Here is a 19,528-nt window from a genome sequence, read left to right on the forward strand (position 1 = left end):
AAAAAGTCCATACTGAAACAAGTAAAATAGCGGGGTAAAATAGGATTAAGATCAAAACTATTAGATGAACAAGTGGTGGAATCGGCAAGAAAAATGCTGAAAAAAGTAAGAAACAATGCATAAAAAAACTAAATGCTGTAATTGCTAGCAAAAAAGCATAGCATAACGGCTGTAGCAAAGATATGCTGCATTTCAAGAAACGCAGTAACTTCATGACTTAAAATTTGGAAGAGAAGAAAAACTATTTGCTCCTGCTCAATGCTGTAAAAAAACTAGATTGAATCATAGCCAACTTGAGCAAGTTGAAGTATGGATAGAAGAAAATCCTAATATTACTATTAAAGAAATGAGAATAAAGATTCAGAAAAAATTTGGTCTGAATGTCAGTAAGTCTACAGTGCACCGTAATATATGAAATTTTCATATATTACACCAACACAATGTACAAGATAAAAGAAAACAAGAGGAATTCAAAAAAAAATCTCAATGAAGTTATTGGCAAGTATCTTGGAAAAGAGCTGTTTTTCTTTGATGAATCGCGGTTTGGCACACATTCGAAAGTCGGACGTGGTTGGTTTAAAAAGGGCATCAGGACAAAGGTTAAAATAAAATTAGGTAGACAAAATTTTTATCTCTACAGTGCAGTTAATCCTAAAAATGGAGAGAACTCTAGCTTATTTGCACCGAATGTCAACACTGAATGTATTTCTTAAGCAGATGTCCCAATATTTAGGAACAAGAGAGGCTTTTTTAGTTATGGATTGTGCTAGTTGGCATAAGTCAAAAAATTTAAAGGTGCCTAAAATGTATTAAACAAGACTTACTTTAAAAAAGTAAGTTATAAAATAATAAAAGAAAGGAGTGTTAGATATGAGAAATAAAAATACTAAAACCAAAGTTAGAGAACTAGCAAAGCAATTAGGTAACGTATCACAAGCGTGTAAAGTATTCGCGTGATACATTTTATCGATTTAAGGAGTTATATGAAAATGGGGGAGAAACATGAAATAAGTAAGAAAAAACCCCTATTAGCAAACAGAGTTTCCGAAGATATAGAAAGGGCAGATAGCTACAGAATTTCCAGCATATGGACAACAAAGAGCTGCAAATAAGCTGAGAAAAAGGGATTTCCGAAGGTGGCGTAAGATCTGTATGGCTAAGAAACGACATTGAAACATTTAAAAAAAGACTTAAAGCCCTTGAAGCAAAGGTTGCACAAGACAGCATAATTTTAACTGAAGAGCAACTTGCAGCATTGGAAAAAGTTAAAGAGCAAAGAGAAGCTCACGGTGAAATTGAAACACAGGTTATTTACGATCTCAAGATACTTATTACGTAGAAGGGCGTTGGGCGCATTTACCAGCAGACTTTTATTGATACATATTCGAGAGTGGCTTTTGCTAAGCTTTATACAGATAAAACTGCTATTACCGCTGCTGACTTGCTGAATGATAGAGTAATACCATTTTTTGATGGTGCCATTATTGCGCATTTTGACTGATAGAGGTACAGAATATTGTGGTAAACCAGAAAATCACAGCTTTATTTGGAAATTGAAAATATTGATCATTCAAGAACTAACCCCACAAACTAATGGCATATGCGAGAGGTTTCATAAAACTATGCAAGATGAGTGTTACAATATTATCTTTAGAAAGAAAATCTACAGTTCTTTGGAAGATTTGCAGATTGATGTTGATCATTGGTTACGTTCTTACAATGAGAGCAGACCTTACTCAGGTAAATATTGCTATGGCTATGCAGACTTTTCTTGATAGCAAACACATTGCTTTCCAGAAAAATATTAGTAACATTAAACAAGAGACTGATATCAGTTTTCAATTCTTCTGTTAGTTAACTTATGCCTGTCAGATTAAGTTGTGTCTAGTACAGTTTAATAATTGTTCTAATATTATGTTTTCTTGGTCTTCCAGTCTTTTTAGGTTCAAAATACAGCTCTATTATCTTCCATTCTTTGTCGCTTATATCACTTGGTACATCTTAAATGTATCTTATACCACACTTCTTAACTGCTTCCTATATAGTTTGAAAACATGTTCTAAGGAATTAAAGAGAGCCTAAGCTTCAAAATTCAACCCTAATTTGCTATTTGAGTTGTTTCCATTTTGGAAATAACTGTTTACTTACTTACTATTACCCACAAATATAAATGGACTTATAAATAAAGTATTAGAATATTAAAGTTTGCAAATATTGAGGGTATAAAAATGGCAAGTGGGTTGGGAATTATCTCAAGAAAACGTAGTAAAGGTGTTATGCTGCATACAGCTTTTGCTGTTAGTACAGAAGGCTTGGCATTAGGAATAAAAATTTACTCGAGACCACCTGTTTCTGAAGAAGCCAAAGAGCTAAAAGAGAGGAATCGTAAAAGAGCACATATTGAAGATAAAGAAAGTATAAAGTGGCTAGAAAGCCTAAAGAAAACAGATAGCATTATAGACTCAACTAAAACTGAAGCTATAACTGTATGTGATAGAGAGGCAGATATTTATGAATTTTTTGAACTTGCACGTAATCTTAACTCAGCAGTTTTAGTAAGAGCTTCCAAAGATCGAGATATAAATAGAAAATCCAGATTTTCCAACGATAAACAAAAATTATGGAATTTTTTGAAGACTTCTCTAGCATTGGTACAATAGAAATTGAAATCCCTGCTAGAGATAATAAGCCAAAAAGAACAGCATGTTTAGAGGTTAAGTTTGGGAAGTTTATGATGGATCCGCCTAAAAGGCACATAAGGTATAAAGAGTTATATAACCTACCACTTTATGCAGTTTATGTTGTTCTGTCCTCCTGAAGCAAGTCCGCTAGAGTGGATGCTTTTAACGAATCTTCCTGTTAATACTTTTGATGAGGCAGTTGAAAAGGTTAGTTGGTATTGTCTTAGATGGAAGATAGAGATACTTCATAAAATTTTAAAATCTGGCCTTAAAGTTGAAGAATGTAGACTTGAAACAGCAGAAAGATTAATGAGGTATTTAACGGTTATGAGTGTTATTGCTTGGAGAATTTTTTTTATTACAACAATTGCAAGAACCAATCCAACACTACTTTATTAGCTGAAGAAGAGTGGAAAGTTTTATACGCGAAAATACACAAATGCCCAAATGTAACTCCTACTATAAAAGAGGTTGTTTCATGGATTGCTCAGCTTGGAGGCCACTTAGCCAGAAAAAATGACCCAGAACCAGGTCCCATTACTCTTTGGAAAGGATGGAGACGTCTCTTTGATTTATCAGAAGGATGGAGACTTGCTACTGAACTTTATACTTATGGGTAATAGTAAGGTTTACTTAGGCTGAGAAGAGGTTACATGAATTTTTGATAAAAACAAATCCCCCTTTTTCCATCTAGATCAGAGATAACGCTATAATAGCCCTCTAAAACTTTTTTAAGAATGGCGTTGCAATGGGGAGTGTTAAATAAACTGTGTCAAACCGCATTTTTAATTCAACTCAATTTTCAATCTGTTGGGAAAGAAAATGTCGAGCTGAGATATAGTCAATGCCCAATCATGTACAGGCATAGTCCATTTCTCCTCCGCTTTCTTTATAGCACAATATACCTGTTTATACGAGGCATTTATGCTAGTAAATGAGCCCTTGGTTTTGGTGAATTTCCTAATTTGCCTATGTAGCCCCTCTATGGGATTAGTAGTATAGATTATCCTCCTAACTGGGTCGGAATACTTAAAATAACCAGATAGGTTTTCCCAATTATTCTGCCAAGATTATAGGGTACTTTGTGCCCCATTTTTCATCTAATTCCAACAGATAATTCTCGGCAATTTCCTTACTTGAAGCTTTTCTTTAAATCACTCAAAAAACTCTTTACTAGCTACATACTTCAGTGAGTTACGTATCTGATGCACTATACACATTCTGCATTAGGGAACACACCGTTTATTGCTGCAGGAAAGCTTTTTAGCCCATCTACACATGCAATTAGAATATCTTCCACTCCTCTCTCTTTGAGATCATTTAGTACTCCCAACCAGAACTTCACTTTCAGCTAAATAAAACTTCTTTTCTGCCATTTTGCTAATATATTATACATACATTTACTTACACAACTCCTTAAAAAACCATGAAAACTATCGGATATACAGACTGCAGCGGACGACTACGCCATTCGTTGATTACTGTTTGTCAGTAATACTTGATATCTCTGCCGCCGATATTTTGTGATCGTAAATTTCCTCAATATGTGACGCTATATCTCCATGCCACTGGCAAATGTGCTTAAGACCTTTGCTTCAAGTTCTGTTGTTTGTCTTTTTCTAACTATTTGGGGTTCAAAGCTTCCTTCCCTGTCTCTAGGTGTTAACAACTCAAATGAGTTGTACGTAAAGTTTTTCCCATTTCTTCGATTATTTTCTTCGCTTTCACCAGACAAGTGGTGTTCTATTTCACCTTCCAGACTTGCCTCAAGCAGCTTTTTTATAAACGGTGTCATCTCTTCCTGTTAGCGGTCTTCCTTCTCGTATAGACGACAGGTTTCTAATTCTTTATAATCTACCAAACCGGTAGTTTTATTTACTTGACTCATGTCAAACCTCCGTTTTTTTATATCAATTATATTTTTATTTCTTGGTTTGACACAGTTTATTTAACACTCCCTTGCAATGGAGATAAAAGCCCTATATCTCTCATTCTCCATCGTGTAGTACATTGCTATTATCAAAAGCAATAGTTTCAATGGCAAACTCTATAAACTTAAGAATGACTGTAGAAACTACTATTTTTTAAGTCAGAAAAAACATTACTTACAATTCAATAATTTTCCAAAATCAATTATGTGTGAAAAGTAATCACTATCTATAACATTATCACTTACATCATTGACGTGAATAAGGACTGGACGACATGAAAAGCCTTTTGGACGATTTAGTGTATCTATTTTCTTTTGTACCTCTTGTATTATTGAATGACCAATTTTATCTTTTGAAAATTTGATTTCGCAAATGTAGAGAGTGTTAAACTTCGTTTGAATCATATAATCAATTTGACAACCTGCACTATTACGCGTTTTCTTCTGGAAAAATGGATTCTCGCTTATTATTCCATCAATTCCTAAGATATTATGTATGCTCTTTCTATTGTTCAGCACCAAATTTTCAAATTGAAGCCCAATGATTGTATACCATTCTGGTAAAAATCCTATAGAGTAGGTGCCACGATTAATTTTCCCCAGATCTTTTTCAATATATTTTAAATAAAACCTTAAATAATTATCTTGAAGCCTATACCTCCTGAGTCGTGAATCAGTACCCGTTTTTATACTCCAAGTATGATCTTTGCAATAAAACCAGCAAGCTCAAGTTCATGTAGATACTCAGAAATGCGTCCATGTCTTACGATATTTAAAGTAGCACAAATTTCCTCCTGTTCTTTAGCTCCAGTAGAAAGAGCTCTGACTATTTGCTTATAAAAAGCAGTTTTTCGCATGAATAAATCTGAGAATATTTGATTAAATTCCTCAACTAAAAACCCACCTTTTGTAAAACAAAGCTTTTTAATATTTTCTTCAGCGCTATGTTTAAAATTTATCTCCTCTAAATACTTTGGAATTCCGCCAGTTACTGCAAGCACCTTAAACTTTTCATATGCTGAAATGTTTTTTGGCCAAAATTCATTGCAATCAGAAAGCGATAATTCTCCGAGTGTTAAAGTTAACGATATTCTTCCTACGAAACCAGTACTACTCAGTATATTTTTCTCGATCCAGGATGAAGCTGATCCACAAACAACGAAAATTAGCTTGTTATTATTTTTTAGCTGCGTATCCCAAAAATTTTTTATTTTGCCTAAAAAGGTTGGATCTTTTGAGCCCATCCAAGAAATTTCATCAAATAACAGTAGTATTTTCTCTGATAGTAGACGTTCACCAACTGCCCATAGTAAATCGCTCCAGTCATCATACCTAGCAAAAGACGTATTAAATTGTCTAGCAACTTGTCTAGAAAATTCATTAAGTTGGTAGGACGTTGTAGTCACTGCCATTAAGTTAAGGGAAAGAGAAGTTAAGATTGGACAAAAAATTTGAAGCGATTGATAATTATGGTAAATACTAGGGTGAATTTTTAAGAAAAGGGAGTCTGAAAAGTGCAAGTTATTTAAAAAAGTAATAATTGCAGGTTATTTTGCAAAGAATGTACTAATGCAATGATACTGAAAAGATATCTTGAATTTAAAACACATGTTTTCTAGCTCTTTTCTGGTAGTTGAGTGAACGAATATCAGATATCTTATGACGATCAACTCTTCTCCCTTTTCTTACCACTAAAGTGTTCATCAAAAATAACTGTGATAGTCGATCCATAATGCAGTCTATGTCTGACTCTGTAGAAAAAATATCAAAGGCTAAGTTTTTAATCGCATTAAATGAGACAGATTTATTGATGCTTTTTTTTAGTTTACTATTCTGTGCGCTCAATGTCTCTTCATCATCTTCTATCATGATACTTTCTAGATTACTGATGAAGATAGTTGACCAAAAATCCTGCTTGATAGTTTCAATACTTTTTCCTGTGAAATTCTCTAAATTTAATCTTCCCTTCAGCCTAGAAAAAAATGTTTCTACTCCCCAGCGCAAGTAATATAATCTCTCAAACTCTTCGACTGTAAAACTTTGCTCATCTAACAGAGATGTTACTAACACTTCAACTTCTCCAGAAGAAAGTATTATTTTGACTAACCTGAATTTCATCTCATCAGGTAATCCTAGCTTTCGTAGCTGTCTTGCTACTTTAATAGGTGCTACCACCATACTAGATGGGCTTTCCGGCTTAAACATAGCGTTTATTTCATTGAAAGACGAACTTGGACAGCGAATTATATAATTGATTTTCCTTCCTGTAAGCTCAGCAAGAAATCGATAAGATACGTATCCTCTATCACAGATTAACAAATCGTCTGATTTTATGGATTCAAGCATACCGATCGCTAAATCAACCTCATAGCTGTCACCTCTACTTAGCACAGATTTTATTGCAATATTATTTAGCACATCGTAGCAAACTTCAAAGGTTGCACTTGTATAGTCTTCAAATCTCTGGATTCCATTCCATACTGCTCTTGAGCCAAACTCGCCTATTATTTTGTCGCTCTTTGGCAGAATCAGTATTGAAGCATCAAATGCAAGTACTCTGAAGCCATGGTGGGTTTTAAATTCCTGATCTTGGTAGTATAGGGAAACTATATCATCATTTAACTCTGAAAACGCAGTATGCTTTAGCTTCTTTCTTGCTTGAGTAAATGCACTTGCCGTAATTGTGTAATCTTTTCTTGTATGCAGAACAAACTCATTAAGCATTACTTGTAATGACTTTACACTCTTTCTAAAAATCAGGAGAAATACATTAATGAAGGGCAGCTTTCTTTTTCGTGAGAAGTCTTTTGAGGATGCTCTGTGTGCGTTTATAAAGTTTAAACTCATCAATTTATTTTTTATAAACATGATTATTCTTTTTTTTACTCATGTCATTACTTCTTTTAATTTGTGGATCTTACCTGATTTTACAATACAGTCCATCACTTTCCCTTAACTTAATGGCAGTGGTAATAGTTCCCCCTTGAATTGTACCTTGTTTTGTAAATTGGAATACTTTTCCTTCCATAATGCCAGCTTTTAACCATCCTCTTATAATCTTTACTATAGTTGGTGTGGTATGAAGCTTTTCCAATAACACCTTATGGTCAATATTGTCAAAGCATCCAGATATATCTGCATCCAAGACAAATGCCATTTTTCTTTTTAGTGCATCAAATATAGCTCTTATAGAATCGTGACAAGATCTACCAGGTCTAAAACCATAAGTGTTAGGCTCAAATTTTGCCTCCCATTCAGGTTCTAAAGCCATTTTTACAAGTGTTTGTTTTGCTCGATCTGCTATTGTAGGTATTCCAAGAGGACGATATTCTGTTGGTTTAACAGATTTTGGAATCCAAACACGTCTTGATGGTTTTGCTTTTTCCCTTATATTTAAAGAGTTTGCTAATTGCAATCTTTCTTTTTGCTTAAGGCTAGCTTTTCCATCAATACCTGCTGTCTTTCTTCCTCTATTATCCTGAGTTACCCTTCTAACAGCAAGCATCCTTGCACTTGTTGATTTGAGTAATAGTCTCTGAAGATTGTGCATCCTTTTGACATCATTACATTTAGAAGCTTGGTAAATTCGTTTTTGCAGCTTAAATGAAGATTGTTCTAACTTACGCCAGGGAATTTCATTCCATTCATACCTAACTTTTTGTTGGTTCATAACATATTTACTACTACTTACAACTTTATCTTCCAAATTATAGTGTCTACGTCAGCATATCCTGAATATTATTTCAGGCATTAGCTTCTTAGACAATCCTTCCATCATAAAGCTTGCGGTTTGGCTACCTTCTCAAGAGAGCAAATATGATGGTTACCCTGTTCTACATTCTTGTTTCACGCCGCACTTAGTCTCCACCGAAGATTAAGAACATCAAAACTAGACATCTACTATTCTAATTCCTTAAATTATCTCATACCATTTTGGTCTATGCGTGTTCAACCTTTTTTCGCATATTCCGCGTAACGACAGTTCTAACATAGGTTTCTTTCGTAACCTTATGCAGCTTTGCTCGAAGGGATTCACCATAAGGTTTGGTGTTACCTCCTTTTGTCCCATGCTTGCATCCCAAAAGTTGCCACCTCTCAGAATGTGGGCCATGCTTTACCCCTGATGTCTGGGGAGATGGAATTTAACCATCACAACAATGCAACTTCAGGTCGCACGTAGATGATGCGATAGTACACTGTAAAACTCGTAAGCAGGCAGAATTTATGAAAGTAATGATCGAAGAAAGATTGGCTAAGTGTAAACTGAAGTTACATCCTGAAAAGACACACATTGTGTACAGTAAGGATGATGATAGGAGAGAAGAATTTCCTACACAGAGCTTTGATTTTCTGGGCTATACTTTTAGACCTAGAATAGCAAAGAATAAGATGAGGAATTATTTCGTCTCATTTCTACCAGCAATTTGCAACAAAGCTAAGAAGAAGATCAAGAAAACCATAAAGTCATGGAGAATACATCGGATTACGTGGATAACATTAGAAAATATCGAAGAAAATAGATCCAATAGGGCTTTGTTGCATCACTCAAGAGAAAAGAACTGGCAGTTACTGACGAAATTCACTATAAAACAGGCATTTAACCTACGAAAGAAAAATATGCCAACTAAAATGAAGATCAGTAACTGCCATGAATATAACAGATTTCTGCAAGAAAGAGGAAATATTTTTCATTTTATTAATGGAAAATTGGTACGAAAATAGCCCCAAAATGCGAGGTGGAAATTATATTTATAGTAATAAAGTTGTGATTTTAGTGCATATAGTCGCTAGTCTCTTTAGAATTGGCTTAAGACAAACGGTAGGGTTTATAAAAGGATATTTGCAGCAAGTAGGAAAGGGCTTAGCAGTCATTAGCTATTCGCAGGCTTCAAGAAGGTTTAAAAAGCTCAATATTAAGATCAATGATTGCAGAGTTGATAAAAACAATATGGAAGATATTGCAATTGCCATAGACAGCACAAATTTATAATAACACCCCTGGCTACAGTAAGGAAAATAGGAAAGTATCGCAGTTATAAACAGGTAAGATGTAATATTGAGTATAAATAGTAAAAAAGCTATAGCTGCACAATATAGCAATGGTCAACCATTACGGTACTTGCTGACTTGATTTCAGCATGCTAAAAAGCATTATATGCAGACAGAGCCTATGATAGGCGCAAGCTTTATAAATTGTATATGATATAAAGACAAAAATTTTACCGAAAAATCGTGCAGCGGAGCATACAAAATTGGACTATATGGCTGAAAGGAATGCTGCCATTAGATTATGTGGTAAAGAAGGTGTGAAAGAGTGGAAAAAGGAAGCAATTTATGGGAAAAGGTCATATATTGAAGGATTTTTCTCAAGCAAATATTTGTTTAGAAATAGATCTGAAGTAAATCGAGAAAAAGAGTTGCTAATAAAATGTTACTTACTCAATAAATTTACTGATATTGGCATGGCTAAGTTTGAGGTAGTTTCATGAATTTATTATGCTTTACCCACTATCCGATAAGCGATGCAACAAAGCCATCCAATAGTCAGAGGCTGGCTATGGCAGGTTTTATAAATCGGAGATGTATACATCTCTCAGAAATATAGAAAGATACCTCGTAAGATGGGTCAGGACAAAATATGAGAAACTTCGGGATCATGGAAGGCTAGCAAAGCAATTTCTAGGAAAAGTGAGAAAGAGGTCTCCAAATATTTTCTATCATTGGACACTTGGGTTAGGATCAAAAGGCTAAATAATGGGAGCTGTATAAACCGAGAGGTTTCCGTACAGTTCTGCAAGAGACTGGTGGGGAAGTTCCGCCGGTCTACTCTCCTTATGGAAGCTAAAATGACAAGAAAGGAAGTACTGGCTTTCACATTAGCAAATTCCCTGAACAGATACATGTAATCTAATACGTAATAAAGATGAAATGTAACCTTAGCAAAAAAAAACGGCAGAAAAGTTAACGCGTTCTAGACGTAACTTTACTAAGTACCACTTCTTTTAATTCTCTAGTAAGTTTGGCACTACCCAAAATGTCATTATGAGAACCCCCCAGATCACCATAAATCTTAATCAGATATCGACTACCTCTTATCGCAATTACTGTTAATTCGTCTTCTATGTAGTTAGGCATTTTCTCATCATCTAACATCGCAATTGCCAACTGTGCAGAAAGTGGTATTAATTCGTCTTCCATGTGGTTAATAATTACTATTGGCATTTTCTCATTTTGTGACTTTCGCAAATTATCTACTATGTCAAATTCTAAATTGAGGGCCTTTAGTATTCCTTTTAATAGAAATGAAGGCAGTATACTCAAAATCTTCGTCTGAGGTATTGAAAAATGCTTTATTGCTGTATGAAAAGAACTAAAGGTGCTAGTAAAAACAATGCCTCCAAGTTTAATATCTCTATCCGCAAAATGCCTTAACACTTCCGATGCAATTGCTCCTCCAAAAGAATGACCGAAAAGTATAATATTTTCGGGTTTTACACCTTTATCTGTCAGTTGACTAATTTGCTCTATTGAAGACTTAGATAAGTTTTGATTCCTATTTAGAAACGGAATCATGAGTAGCAATATAGATAAAAAAACACAAGCTAAAGCTGCTAAGACTGCCAACCCGGCTGTTCTAGCTGTTATTCGATTTGGTAAGCAGTATTACAGCAGGTAGCAATATGGACGTTCCTAAACATACGAAGCTGGCTAAGACATAAGTTCTATAATTTTGAAATGCAGCAGGGTATTTGTGTGCATGAATGTGAAAATTAGGTTTATCGTGGAGGCACATGCGCTCAAATTCCCTTTCACAGAATGCAGTTGCATTTTTATAATAGTCTCCTAATCCATGAAAGAATATAAGATGTATTTCGTTTCCTTTAGTATTGGGCATCATCCTTTTTATAGAACACTATCAATTATATACTATTATTAAAATTTCGCCAAGCTTTTTTTACATTAACTAGCGAAATGACAATCTTAAAATGCTTGCAAGATCTACTTACATCAAGTTGCATGAAGTTTTCTTCGTACATCCTCTTTGTTTTTCTTGTTCACTACAACTAGGGTCTTTTAAACTCGAAGAAGGCAACTTACTCCAAAACTTATTGTCTTTACGTGCTCCCCATTCTCTAAGAATTTCAACCATTTCACAATATTTTAATTTCTCAGCTACCTCTAATGGTGTTTTTCCAGAATGGCCTTTATAATTAAGATCTGTTCCATTGTCTTTGCAAAACTCAGCAATTTTGATATCACGTCCAACAATAGAACACAAGAGAAGTTCTCCGTATGTTTTCTTAATACAGTACCCTTTGTTTTGCACAAAATCCTCTACTGTCCTTGCTAAATTTTCTTTGCTTAAACCTGTCTTAAAGCACTCAGAGAGTATATTATGACAAAAACCTTCTATTTTACGATAATCTGGCTTTGTTAAATCAGAGGAAGATTTACCACAATACTCATCAGTGTCTCCACGTGCGCCCCATTTTTCAAGAGCTTCAACCATTTGATTTTTTCCATTTACTCTAGCAAGCCACAACGATGTTCTTCCATCATAACTTACATAATCAAGATCTGCTCCGTGATTTTTACAGAATTCAGCAACTTGAATCTCACCTTGAGTGACAGCAATAAACAATAAGCAGCCATATATTTCCTCTTTTTTAGACTCCCACTTATTTCTACTTATAAGATTTTCTATCATTCTCTCTGCACTTTCTCTATCACCCTGTTTAATGTATGAAAATATATCCTGCAAATATAATTCCACCTTATTCTTCATCTGTTTCTTTGGACTGGTGCTTTTTGTCCAAGCAGAGAAAGGAAAAGGAGTATAATGACTTCTAGAAGGGGAACCAAAAATATCATGAGTGTCCTTTCGTGCTCCCCACTCTTTTAAAGCTTTAACCATTTGATTGTGTCGATATTGCATAGCAAGCCAGAGTGGTGTCCTTCCATGACAGACTTCACAATCAAGGTTTGCACCTTGATCTTTAAAAAATTCGGCAATGTCAACTTCTCCTTGCTCAGCAGCTAAAGCTAGCAAGTAACCATAAACTTCTTTAGATTCCCATTTATTTTCCTTTATACAACGCTCTGCAAGTCTTTTTGCACTTTCCTTGTCGCCTTGCTTAATATATGTAAATATTGTCTTCCAATAAAATCTCATTCCTAAAGCTATGGCTTTTTTTTGCTGATCTCTATTCATAATGCCTCCTCGCAACAAACTAGCTGCAGCTCTTTCTAACGTAATTTCATCAAGAGCTGCTTTATTAGCTACTTTTATACTCGCCAAATTCTATTGTCAAGCACACAGCTGTACGAACATTTTGATTCAAGAAGATGTCACGCCAGTGCTTGACACTGGCTTTTCGTAATCTCACCAAAACATTGGATTTCTTGCATAACTGGAATTAAAAAGAAAATCAGTTGGTGTCATTCCAGAGAGATGTAAGGAGATTGAAGATGTCATTCCAGCGCGCGACGCTGGAATTCAGGAATTTTTTGAGTACGAAAGTTATGCTAAGTTTTTGTTGGTAAGAAAGGCTGGATTCCAGTGTCAAGCACTGGAATGACAGCAGAAGGAAACACTCGGATGACATTTCCTTACGGATAATTTTCGTACAGCTGTGTGTCAGCTACTCGGATAACATCTTCAATTTCTGTACAGCTATGTGTCAAGCACTGGAGAAGTCTCTTCTATTTTCTCTTGATGAATAAATCTAAGTGGAGTATAATGAAAGTGCATTTATGTGGCGTTTAATGAGCAATTTAGTTTTAGTCTATATAACTTTTTCAAACTTGAAAGAGGCTCAGATTATTTCTGAAGAATTGTTAAACGAGAAGTTAATTGTATGTGTAAATATATTTCCTGAAGTAAATTCTCTGTATCTATGGGAAGGTAAAATTAATAGTAGTTGTGAGGTAGCGGCAATTATGAAAAGCAGGAATGATCAAACTGATGAGATTGTAGAAAAAATCGAAGCAATGCATTCTTATGATCAACCAGCTATTGCGGTAATACCCGTAGGAAAAGCGAGTAAATCTTTTACTAATTGGGTTAATAATGTTATTGATATAAACAATATTGGGGTGTAGCCAAGTGGTAAGGCAGCGGTTTTTGATACCGCCACGCGAAGGTTCGAATCCTTCCACCCCAGCCATATTGAAGTGTGTGTGAAATGATATCACTTTTTTATAAATTAAGGTTGTTAAATTACATACTGGGCAGCTTGAAAGATATAGTTGTAAAGCTATTTCTTTTCACGATGTATCTTTATACATCCAGCATTATGCTCATGTTTCTCACCAATGGCTTTTGGTATGCTGTAGAATTTAGCTCTTTCAAAAATGCATTTTACCATTTGTATCAATATTTAAAATGGTATTATGAAAATAGAGGTGATTTGGGTTATGGAGTTTCTATTAGAATATTAGTAGCGTTCCTTATTCCGCATTTTCTCTACAAATTATTTCTTAGCACAGGCTGGAAGTCTTTTTTCAAAAAAAAGATAGTTCAGATACTCAGCACAAGAAGAAAAAAGAGTAGTAAACCAAATGGCAGTAGTTATGGTTATAGTAATAAGAACAATTATGGTAACAATAATTTTCAAGAGGCGGAACAGAAAGTGAACATGATAAAGCAGATATTAATCAAAGATATAGAGGAAGCTATAGACAAAAGATTACATGATATTTTTTTTGGTGAAAGGGGTAAACCTCATTAAAAAGGTTTATCTAGTAAGGCCTTTTAAAATTGGCTGTATTTTATTTTTTACGTATAACGGATCACAGTCAGCCAGTATACATGTTTCAACAAAATCTTGACTAAAGTCTGATAGCCAGGAAATTGCTTTACTTTTCTCTACCAAGCTTTCTGTTTTTTTACAGTTACTTGCTGCATCAGCCATTGCCTGTGCTATCACTGATTGCCACAGTATACAGTACCGTTGTATATCATCTAAAGTACTATTTGCTTCGCAATGGTGAAAAAATTCTTTAAAATTGAAGTTATTTGACATTATGTACCTCTTTAAGTTGAAAATTAAGATTTGAAATAGGGAATTTTGTGCGAACGTTGTCTGCTGAAACGAGTGTCATGCAAGCCTTTATGACAGTCAGTGTCAAATCTGGATGACGCCATTTATTGTTTCATGTGAGCTATAAATATTTAATAAATCTACTAATTAAAAAAAGGCAAAGAATCCCCGGAGTAGCTCACTCTTTATTTTAAAATTTGACGTTGGGTGATGTCTTAAACAGCGTTTTTCAGCTTGTGTAGGGAAAAACCCAAAATTTTTATAAAGACATAGTATGCACATAGTGCAAAAATAGTACGCCAAATACAAGTCTTCTTGTCATTTTAATCTGCACAGACTGGAAAGTTAAATAATATAGCTTCACTTTCATGGTAAGGAAAATAGCGAGGTTTGTCAAGTAGCTTCAGCCAACTGCCTATTTAAATGTCCCACACTGCTAAGCAGATACCAAATTTTTTGCAACATCAAGTGCAGCGTAAGTGAATATTGCACTTGCACCCGCACGTTTAAAACCAATCAAAGATTCATAAATCACCTTTTCATAATCTAGCCAGCCATTATTTGCAGCAGCTTTTATCATTGCGTACTCACCGCTTACTTGGTAAGCAAAAATCGGAAAATTAAACTTATCACTTGCTGTTTTAATAATATCCAAATATGGCATACCTGGTTTAATCATAACAAAATCTGCACCTTCATTTATATCCATTTCAATTTCGCACATTGCTTCGTGTGCATTTTTATAATCCATTTGATAACCACTTTTGTCTATAGAATGTGATAGCCCGCATGAACCAACGACTTGCCTGAATGGAGCATAGAAGCTAGAGCAATATTTCACCGCATAAGATAATATTAATAAGTCTTGAAAGTTGTTATCATCTAATGATTTTCTGATTCTTCCTATTCTACCATCCATCATATCAGAAGGAGCAACTATATCACATCCTGCTTTCGCTAGAGCAAGCGCTTGCTTACACAATACTGATACAGTTTCATCATTTTCTACATCCACCTGATTGCCTTTTAAAATGCCGTCATGGCCGTGAATAGTGTATGGATCCAATGCAACATCTGCAATAATACCAATTTCAGGTACCTTTAATTTTACAGCACAAATTGCTTTGCAGATTAAGTTGTCAGAATTATATGCTCCCTCAGCGTTTTCAGATTTTAGTTTACTATCAACTACAGGAAAAATTGCAACAGCATTAATTCCTAAATCTTTAGCTTCCTTAACTATAGACACTAATTCATCTATTGAATAACACTTTATGCCTGGTAAGCCAGAAATTGGTTCAGTTGTTTCTTCTCTGTCGTGAACAAACAGAGGAAGAACCAGATCATTTACTGATAAACTATTTTCACCTGTTAAATTGCGAACCCATTTGCTCGAGCGCCTGCGTCTTAATCTTGTATTTGGAAAATTAAACATTGGATTCTGGCAAATTCCCAGTAAAGAGCAACACCCCTGAAATGAGTATCACCCAAAACACTGATATTGGTAGAAATACTTTCCAACCAAGGCGCATTAGCTGATCATATCGATAACGAGGTATTGTTGCTCTAATCCAAATAAATATGAATAAAAGTATAACTATCTTCAAAACGAACCAAATTAAACCTGGAATTTTGTAAAGTAAACTGAACTCCAGCGGCGGATACCATCCTCCTAGAAAGAATATCGTCATCATAGCACTTGCTAGAATCATATTTGCATATTCTCCAAGAAAAAAGAGGGCAAAAGGCATGGATGAATATTCAACGTTATATCCAGAGACAAGCTCTGCTTCAGCTTCTGGTAAATCAAATGGGTGACGATTAGTTTCTGCAAGCAAAGAAATAAAAAATATTATTCCTATAGGCATTAGTAGTAAATCAACCCAAAATGGCATATTGTGTTTCGCTACCACCATCTCTCCAAGGTTCAACGTACCAGTTGTAACAATAACTGTAGCAACTATTAAGCCTATTGAAACTTCATATGAAATCATCTGAGCAGCCGACCGTATAGCGCCAAGGAATGCATAATTGGAGTTGCTTGACCAGCCTGCAATAATTACGCCGTATACTCCCAGCGACGATATAGCTAGCACATAAAGCACTCCAACATTAATATTTGCTATAACCTTAGGAATCACTACTTGTTGGCCATTTTCTACAATTACTTCAGCACCAAACGGTATAACTGCCCAGGCAATTAATGCCAAGATAAAGGTAAGCATTGGAGCCATAATGAACAGTATGGTGCTCGCTCTAAATGGTATTATCGGCTCTTTAATCAGTAGCTTAATAGCATCTGCAAATGGCTGCAATAGCCCAAAAGGTCCAACTACACTTGGACCGTGCCTCAGTTGAATTGCAGCAAGGACCTTACGCTCAAAGTATGTCAAATATGCAACTGAAAGTAGTAGCGGTACTAAAATAAATAAAATATTAACTAGCGTGTTCATAAAAAGCTTTAGTACAATCTGCCATTATTTTTGAAGCGCGACTTATTGAATCCGTCATATAAAAATTACAATTTTTTAGAGTGAAAGGGATATTGCTTAATTTGATCTCATCACAGGCAATTGATACCCATTTATTTTTTACTACTTGGTCAGCATTTCTAAATTGTGGGCCAATAGCGTCTAATTTCTTCCTCACATAAAATAAACTATCGTATAATAAGGAAAGGCCCAAATATTGGGATAAATTTTTAATAATCAACCAATCTTCCTTTGCTTCACCAGGAGGAAAGACAGCTAAATTTGTTCTTTGCACTCGACCTTCAGTGTTTACATAAGTTGCACATTTTTCTGTATATGCAGCACCAGGCAAGATAACATCTGCTACATGTGCACCCTTATCACCATGATGACCTTGATAAATTACGAATGTATTTTCTAATTTTGATATATCAATTTCATCTGCACCAAGAAGATAGACAACTTCTATTTCACCACTTTCTGCATATTGCAATATTTGATTAATATCCCTTTCACCTTTTTTAGGAACAAACCCAATATCTAGCCCACCAACTCTTGCTGCAGCTTTATGCAGCACATTAAAGCCATTCCAGTCATCCCTGACCATGTTAAATTTTTCTGCAATTTTGCCAGCTAGAACTAGAACTGATTCAGAATCGTCTCTTATCAACGCATCTTGACCGATAATTAGCATAGGATTCTGAGCCGCACTCAGTAACTCACAGAATTTATGATTTCCCTCTGCTATTTCGTTTAGAATGTTTGGGTCATCACCTAATCTTTCAACATTATATAGATATTCAATATTAGGACCAACACTTGCAATAGTGAAGCCACTTTGTAAATATCTCTTTCTCAATCTTGCATTAATGATTGGTGCTTCTATCCTTGGATTTGTATTTATAAGCAGGCACAAATCTGCATTTTCTATACCTTCAATAGTGGTATTGAACACATATGACCCACGATTACTTGGTATAAGCTTTGCACCATCTTGCCTGCAGTCTATATTCCCCGAGCCGAGCTTCTGCATCACTTCTTTGAGTAGAAGCATAGACTCACAATCTGCTAAATCACCTGCAATTGCAGCTATTTTATTTGATTTTGTATTCTTTAATTTCTTTGCAGCAATAGTTAATGCTTCATTCCAATCAACTGGGGCTAATTTACCATCTTTTTTTACATAAGGTCGATCAAGACGCTGAACTTTTAGTCCATCGTAGGCAAAGCGGGTTTTATCTGATATCCATTCTTCGTTTACCTCTTCGCTCAGCCTTGGTAATATTCGCATAACTTCCAGGCCACGATAATCAACTCTAATGCTACTTCCCACAGCATCTAGCACATCTATAGTCTCACAATGTGATAGCTCCCATGGACGCGCTGTAAAGGAGTAAGGCTTTGAAGTTAAAGCCCCTACCGGGCAGAGATCTATGATATTTCCAGATAATTCAGAACTAATATGCCTTTTTATGTAAGTGCTAATCTCTACATTTTCTCCCCTTCCGATTCCTCCAAGTTCATTTGTACCTGCAATATCAGACAAAAATCTAACACACCGAGTGCAATGAATGCATCGATTCATCGCAGTCTCAATCAGTGGTCCGAAGTGTTTTTTTTGCACAGCCCTCTTATGCTCATCAAGTCTGCTGTTTCCTTTCCCATAAGTCATCGTGATATCTTGCAAATCGCATTCACCACCTTGATCGCAAATTGGGCAATCAAGCGGGTGGTTAATTAGCAAAAACTCAAGCACACCTTCACGTGCTTTTTTAACCTTAGGGGTATCAGTGTGAATAACCATCCCTTCTGTAACTGGCATTGCACAAGAGGCTACTGGTTTTGGAGGTCCACCCTCGACTTCAACCAAACACATTCTGCAGTTACCAGCAATTGCTAAACGCTCATGATAACAAAAACGTGGAATTTCAACGCCCACGACTTCACAAGCTTGAATTATAGTGAGCCCATACTCTACTTCACATTCCTTAGAATTAATAGTAACTTTAACCACAACTATTATACAGCTTCCCACTTTATAGGATTGCCGCTTATCTCATCTTCAACCAGATTGCCGTTGTCATATTGAGCAGACATATAATTCATGCGCGAGTCACGATCTATATATCTAACAGGTTTTACCGGTTTATCTTTATACATTTTTTGCTCGGCTTTCTTACGCTGAGTAGGGTTATTTTTACTAGCTGTCTTTGCTTTCCCACCTGCTGCCATATAAACTCCTAAAAACTTCTCATTTTATTTTAACACTTAAGTATATAGCGTCAATATTTAATAACTTTAAAATTTCAATAGATCTCTTATTGTAATTATTGTTTAAATAAAAAGTTACCCCTTGATATCATTCCAGTGCTTGACCAGAAAAAAAGAAATATGTATCAGCTA

13 protein-coding genes, 1 tRNA gene and 7 pseudogenes are annotated in these 19,528 nt (G+C 35.3%); 8 read left to right on the plus strand and 13 right to left on the minus strand.

Translation table 11 applies throughout. The features are described 5' to 3' along the window. Positions 1 to 39: 39 nt before the first annotated feature. The 3 pseudogenes from wVul_RS09960 to wVul_RS07315 form a co-directional block, all read left to right on the plus strand. Positions 40 to 804: pseudogene (locus wVul_RS09960) on the plus strand (IS630 family transposase); the annotation flags it as partial. 66 nt (positions 805 to 870) lie between these two features. Further along, positions 871 to 1,854, plus strand: a pseudogene (locus tag wVul_RS07310) (integrase core domain-containing protein). 380 nt (positions 1,855 to 2,234) lie between these two features. Next, positions 2,235 to 3,301 (plus strand): annotated as a pseudogene (locus wVul_RS07315) (IS4 family transposase); the annotation flags it as partial. 165 nt (positions 3,302 to 3,466) lie between these two features. Here wVul_RS07315 and wVul_RS09245 read toward each other — a convergent pair. From wVul_RS09245 to wVul_RS07350, 6 genes and pseudogenes are all read right to left on the minus strand, one after another. Continuing rightward, positions 3,467 to 4,569: pseudogene (locus wVul_RS09245) on the minus strand (IS256 family transposase). Between the two features lie 213 nt (positions 4,570 to 4,782). Next, positions 4,783 to 5,133, minus strand: a complete 351-nt coding sequence (locus wVul_RS09965) for a hypothetical protein (protein ID WP_238580441.1) — start codon at positions 5,131 to 5,133, stop codon at positions 4,783 to 4,785. Positions 5,134 to 5,297: 164 nt separating this feature from the next. Further along, positions 5,298 to 6,023, minus strand: coding sequence for an AAA family ATPase (locus tag wVul_RS09970; protein WP_238580442.1), 726 nt, complete (start codon positions 6,021 to 6,023; stop codon positions 5,298 to 5,300). A 187-nt stretch (positions 6,024 to 6,210) separates the two neighbouring features. Continuing rightward, positions 6,211 to 7,479: an IS4-like element ISWpi18 family transposase gene (locus tag wVul_RS09250; RefSeq protein ID WP_076611312.1), complete on the minus strand. Its 1,269-nt coding sequence runs from the start codon at positions 7,477 to 7,479 to the stop codon at positions 6,211 to 6,213. A gap of 49 nt (positions 7,480 to 7,528) precedes the next feature. Continuing rightward, positions 7,529 to 8,317, minus strand: coding sequence for a reverse transcriptase N-terminal domain-containing protein (locus wVul_RS07345; RefSeq protein WP_202966485.1), 789 nt, complete (start codon positions 8,315 to 8,317; stop codon positions 7,529 to 7,531). A 207-nt stretch (positions 8,318 to 8,524) separates the two neighbouring features. After that, the gene (locus wVul_RS07350) at positions 8,525 to 8,722 is read right to left on the minus strand and encodes a hypothetical protein (protein ID WP_047758791.1); all 198 of its coding nucleotides are present in this window, start codon (positions 8,720 to 8,722) and stop codon (positions 8,525 to 8,527) included. Between the two features lie 77 nt (positions 8,723 to 8,799). Between wVul_RS07350 and wVul_RS10600 the strand changes: the two are divergent. After that, a pseudogene (locus wVul_RS10600) lies at positions 8,800 to 8,916 on the plus strand (hypothetical protein); the annotation flags it as partial. A gap of 312 nt (positions 8,917 to 9,228) precedes the next feature. Beyond that, positions 9,229 to 10,100, plus strand: a pseudogene (locus tag wVul_RS10605) (transposase). A 472-nt stretch (positions 10,101 to 10,572) separates the two neighbouring features. Here the strand turns inward: wVul_RS10605 and wVul_RS07365 are convergent. Next, a pseudogene (locus tag wVul_RS07365) lies at positions 10,573 to 11,506 on the minus strand (alpha/beta hydrolase family protein). Positions 11,507 to 11,614: 108 nt separating this feature from the next. Next, positions 11,615 to 12,910 (minus strand): ankyrin repeat domain-containing protein, encoded by a 1,296-nt coding sequence (locus wVul_RS07370; RefSeq protein WP_047759738.1) that lies wholly within the window; start codon positions 12,908 to 12,910, stop codon positions 11,615 to 11,617. Between the two features lie 467 nt (positions 12,911 to 13,377). On the opposite strand from wVul_RS07370, the gene cutA reads away from it, so the two are divergent. From cutA to wVul_RS07380, 3 genes are all read left to right on the plus strand, one after another. Then, entirely contained in the window at positions 13,378 to 13,713 is a 336-nt protein-coding gene (gene cutA / locus wVul_RS09270; protein WP_153295707.1) for a divalent-cation tolerance protein CutA, read from the plus strand. Then, a tRNA-Gln gene (locus tag wVul_RS07375) sits at positions 13,704 to 13,778 on the plus strand. The genes cutA and wVul_RS07375 overlap by 10 nt, the downstream gene beginning before the upstream one ends. Positions 13,779 to 13,979: 201 nt before the next feature. After that, on the plus strand, positions 13,980 to 14,342 hold the full coding sequence (locus wVul_RS07380; RefSeq protein WP_238580443.1) for a hypothetical protein: 363 nt from the start codon (positions 13,980 to 13,982) through the stop codon (positions 14,340 to 14,342). 6 nt (positions 14,343 to 14,348) lie between these two features. Here the strand turns inward: wVul_RS07380 and wVul_RS07385 are convergent, their stop codons facing one another. From wVul_RS07385 to wVul_RS07405, 5 genes are all read right to left on the minus strand, one after another. Beyond that, on the minus strand, positions 14,349 to 14,636 hold the full coding sequence (locus wVul_RS07385) for a hypothetical protein (RefSeq protein WP_047759740.1): 288 nt from the start codon (positions 14,634 to 14,636) through the stop codon (positions 14,349 to 14,351). A 454-nt stretch (positions 14,637 to 15,090) separates the two neighbouring features. After that, positions 15,091 to 16,089 carry a porphobilinogen synthase gene (gene hemB, locus wVul_RS07390; RefSeq protein WP_047759741.1) on the minus strand — a complete coding sequence of 333 codons (999 nt, stop codon included), beginning with the start codon at positions 16,087 to 16,089 and terminating at the stop codon, positions 15,091 to 15,093. Further along, positions 16,082 to 17,107 (minus strand): NADH-quinone oxidoreductase subunit NuoH, encoded by a 1,026-nt coding sequence (gene nuoH, locus wVul_RS07395; protein ID WP_047759742.1) that lies wholly within the window; start codon positions 17,105 to 17,107, stop codon positions 16,082 to 16,084. Before nuoH ends, hemB begins: the two co-directional genes overlap by 8 nt. After that, positions 17,091 to 19,139: an NADH-quinone oxidoreductase subunit NuoG gene (gene nuoG / locus wVul_RS07400; protein ID WP_047759850.1), complete on the minus strand. Its 2,049-nt coding sequence runs from the start codon at positions 19,137 to 19,139 to the stop codon at positions 17,091 to 17,093. The genes nuoH and nuoG overlap by 17 nt, the downstream gene beginning before the upstream one ends. A gap of 5 nt (positions 19,140 to 19,144) precedes the next feature. Next, the gene (locus wVul_RS07405) at positions 19,145 to 19,357 is read right to left on the minus strand and encodes a hypothetical protein (RefSeq protein WP_017532424.1); all 213 of its coding nucleotides are present in this window, start codon (positions 19,355 to 19,357) and stop codon (positions 19,145 to 19,147) included. Positions 19,358 to 19,528: the final 171 nt, after the last annotated feature.

Origin of the sequence: Wolbachia endosymbiont of Armadillidium vulgare str. wVulC (assembly GCF_001027565.1) — a bacterium.
Lineage (GTDB): Bacteria > Pseudomonadota > Alphaproteobacteria > Rickettsiales > Anaplasmataceae > Wolbachia.

Bases quoted from the DNA above. Each gene is read 5' to 3' on its own strand.
- wVul_RS09970 (WP_238580442.1), bottom strand. From the start codon at position 6,023: ATGGCAGTGACTACAACGTCCTACCAACTTAATGAATTTTCTAGACAA.
- wVul_RS09250 (WP_076611312.1), bottom strand. From the start codon at position 7,479: ATGTTTATAAAAAATAAATTGATGAGTTTAAACTTTATAAACGCACAC.
- wVul_RS07350 (WP_047758791.1), bottom strand. From the start codon at position 8,722: ATGGCCCACATTCTGAGAGGTGGCAACTTTTGGGATGCAAGCATGGGA.
- cutA (WP_153295707.1), top strand. From the start codon at position 13,378: ATGAGCAATTTAGTTTTAGTCTATATAACTTTTTCAAACTTGAAAGAG.
- wVul_RS07385 (WP_047759740.1), bottom strand. From the start codon at position 14,636: ATGTCAAATAACTTCAATTTTAAAGAATTTTTTCACCATTGCGAAGCA.
- hemB (WP_047759741.1), bottom strand. From the start codon at position 16,089: ATGTTTAATTTTCCAAATACAAGATTAAGACGCAGGCGCTCGAGCAAA.
- nuoH (WP_047759742.1), bottom strand. From the start codon at position 17,107: ATGAACACGCTAGTTAATATTTTATTTATTTTAGTACCGCTACTACTT.
- wVul_RS07405 (WP_017532424.1), bottom strand. From the start codon at position 19,357: ATGGCAGCAGGTGGGAAAGCAAAGACAGCTAGTAAAAATAACCCTACT.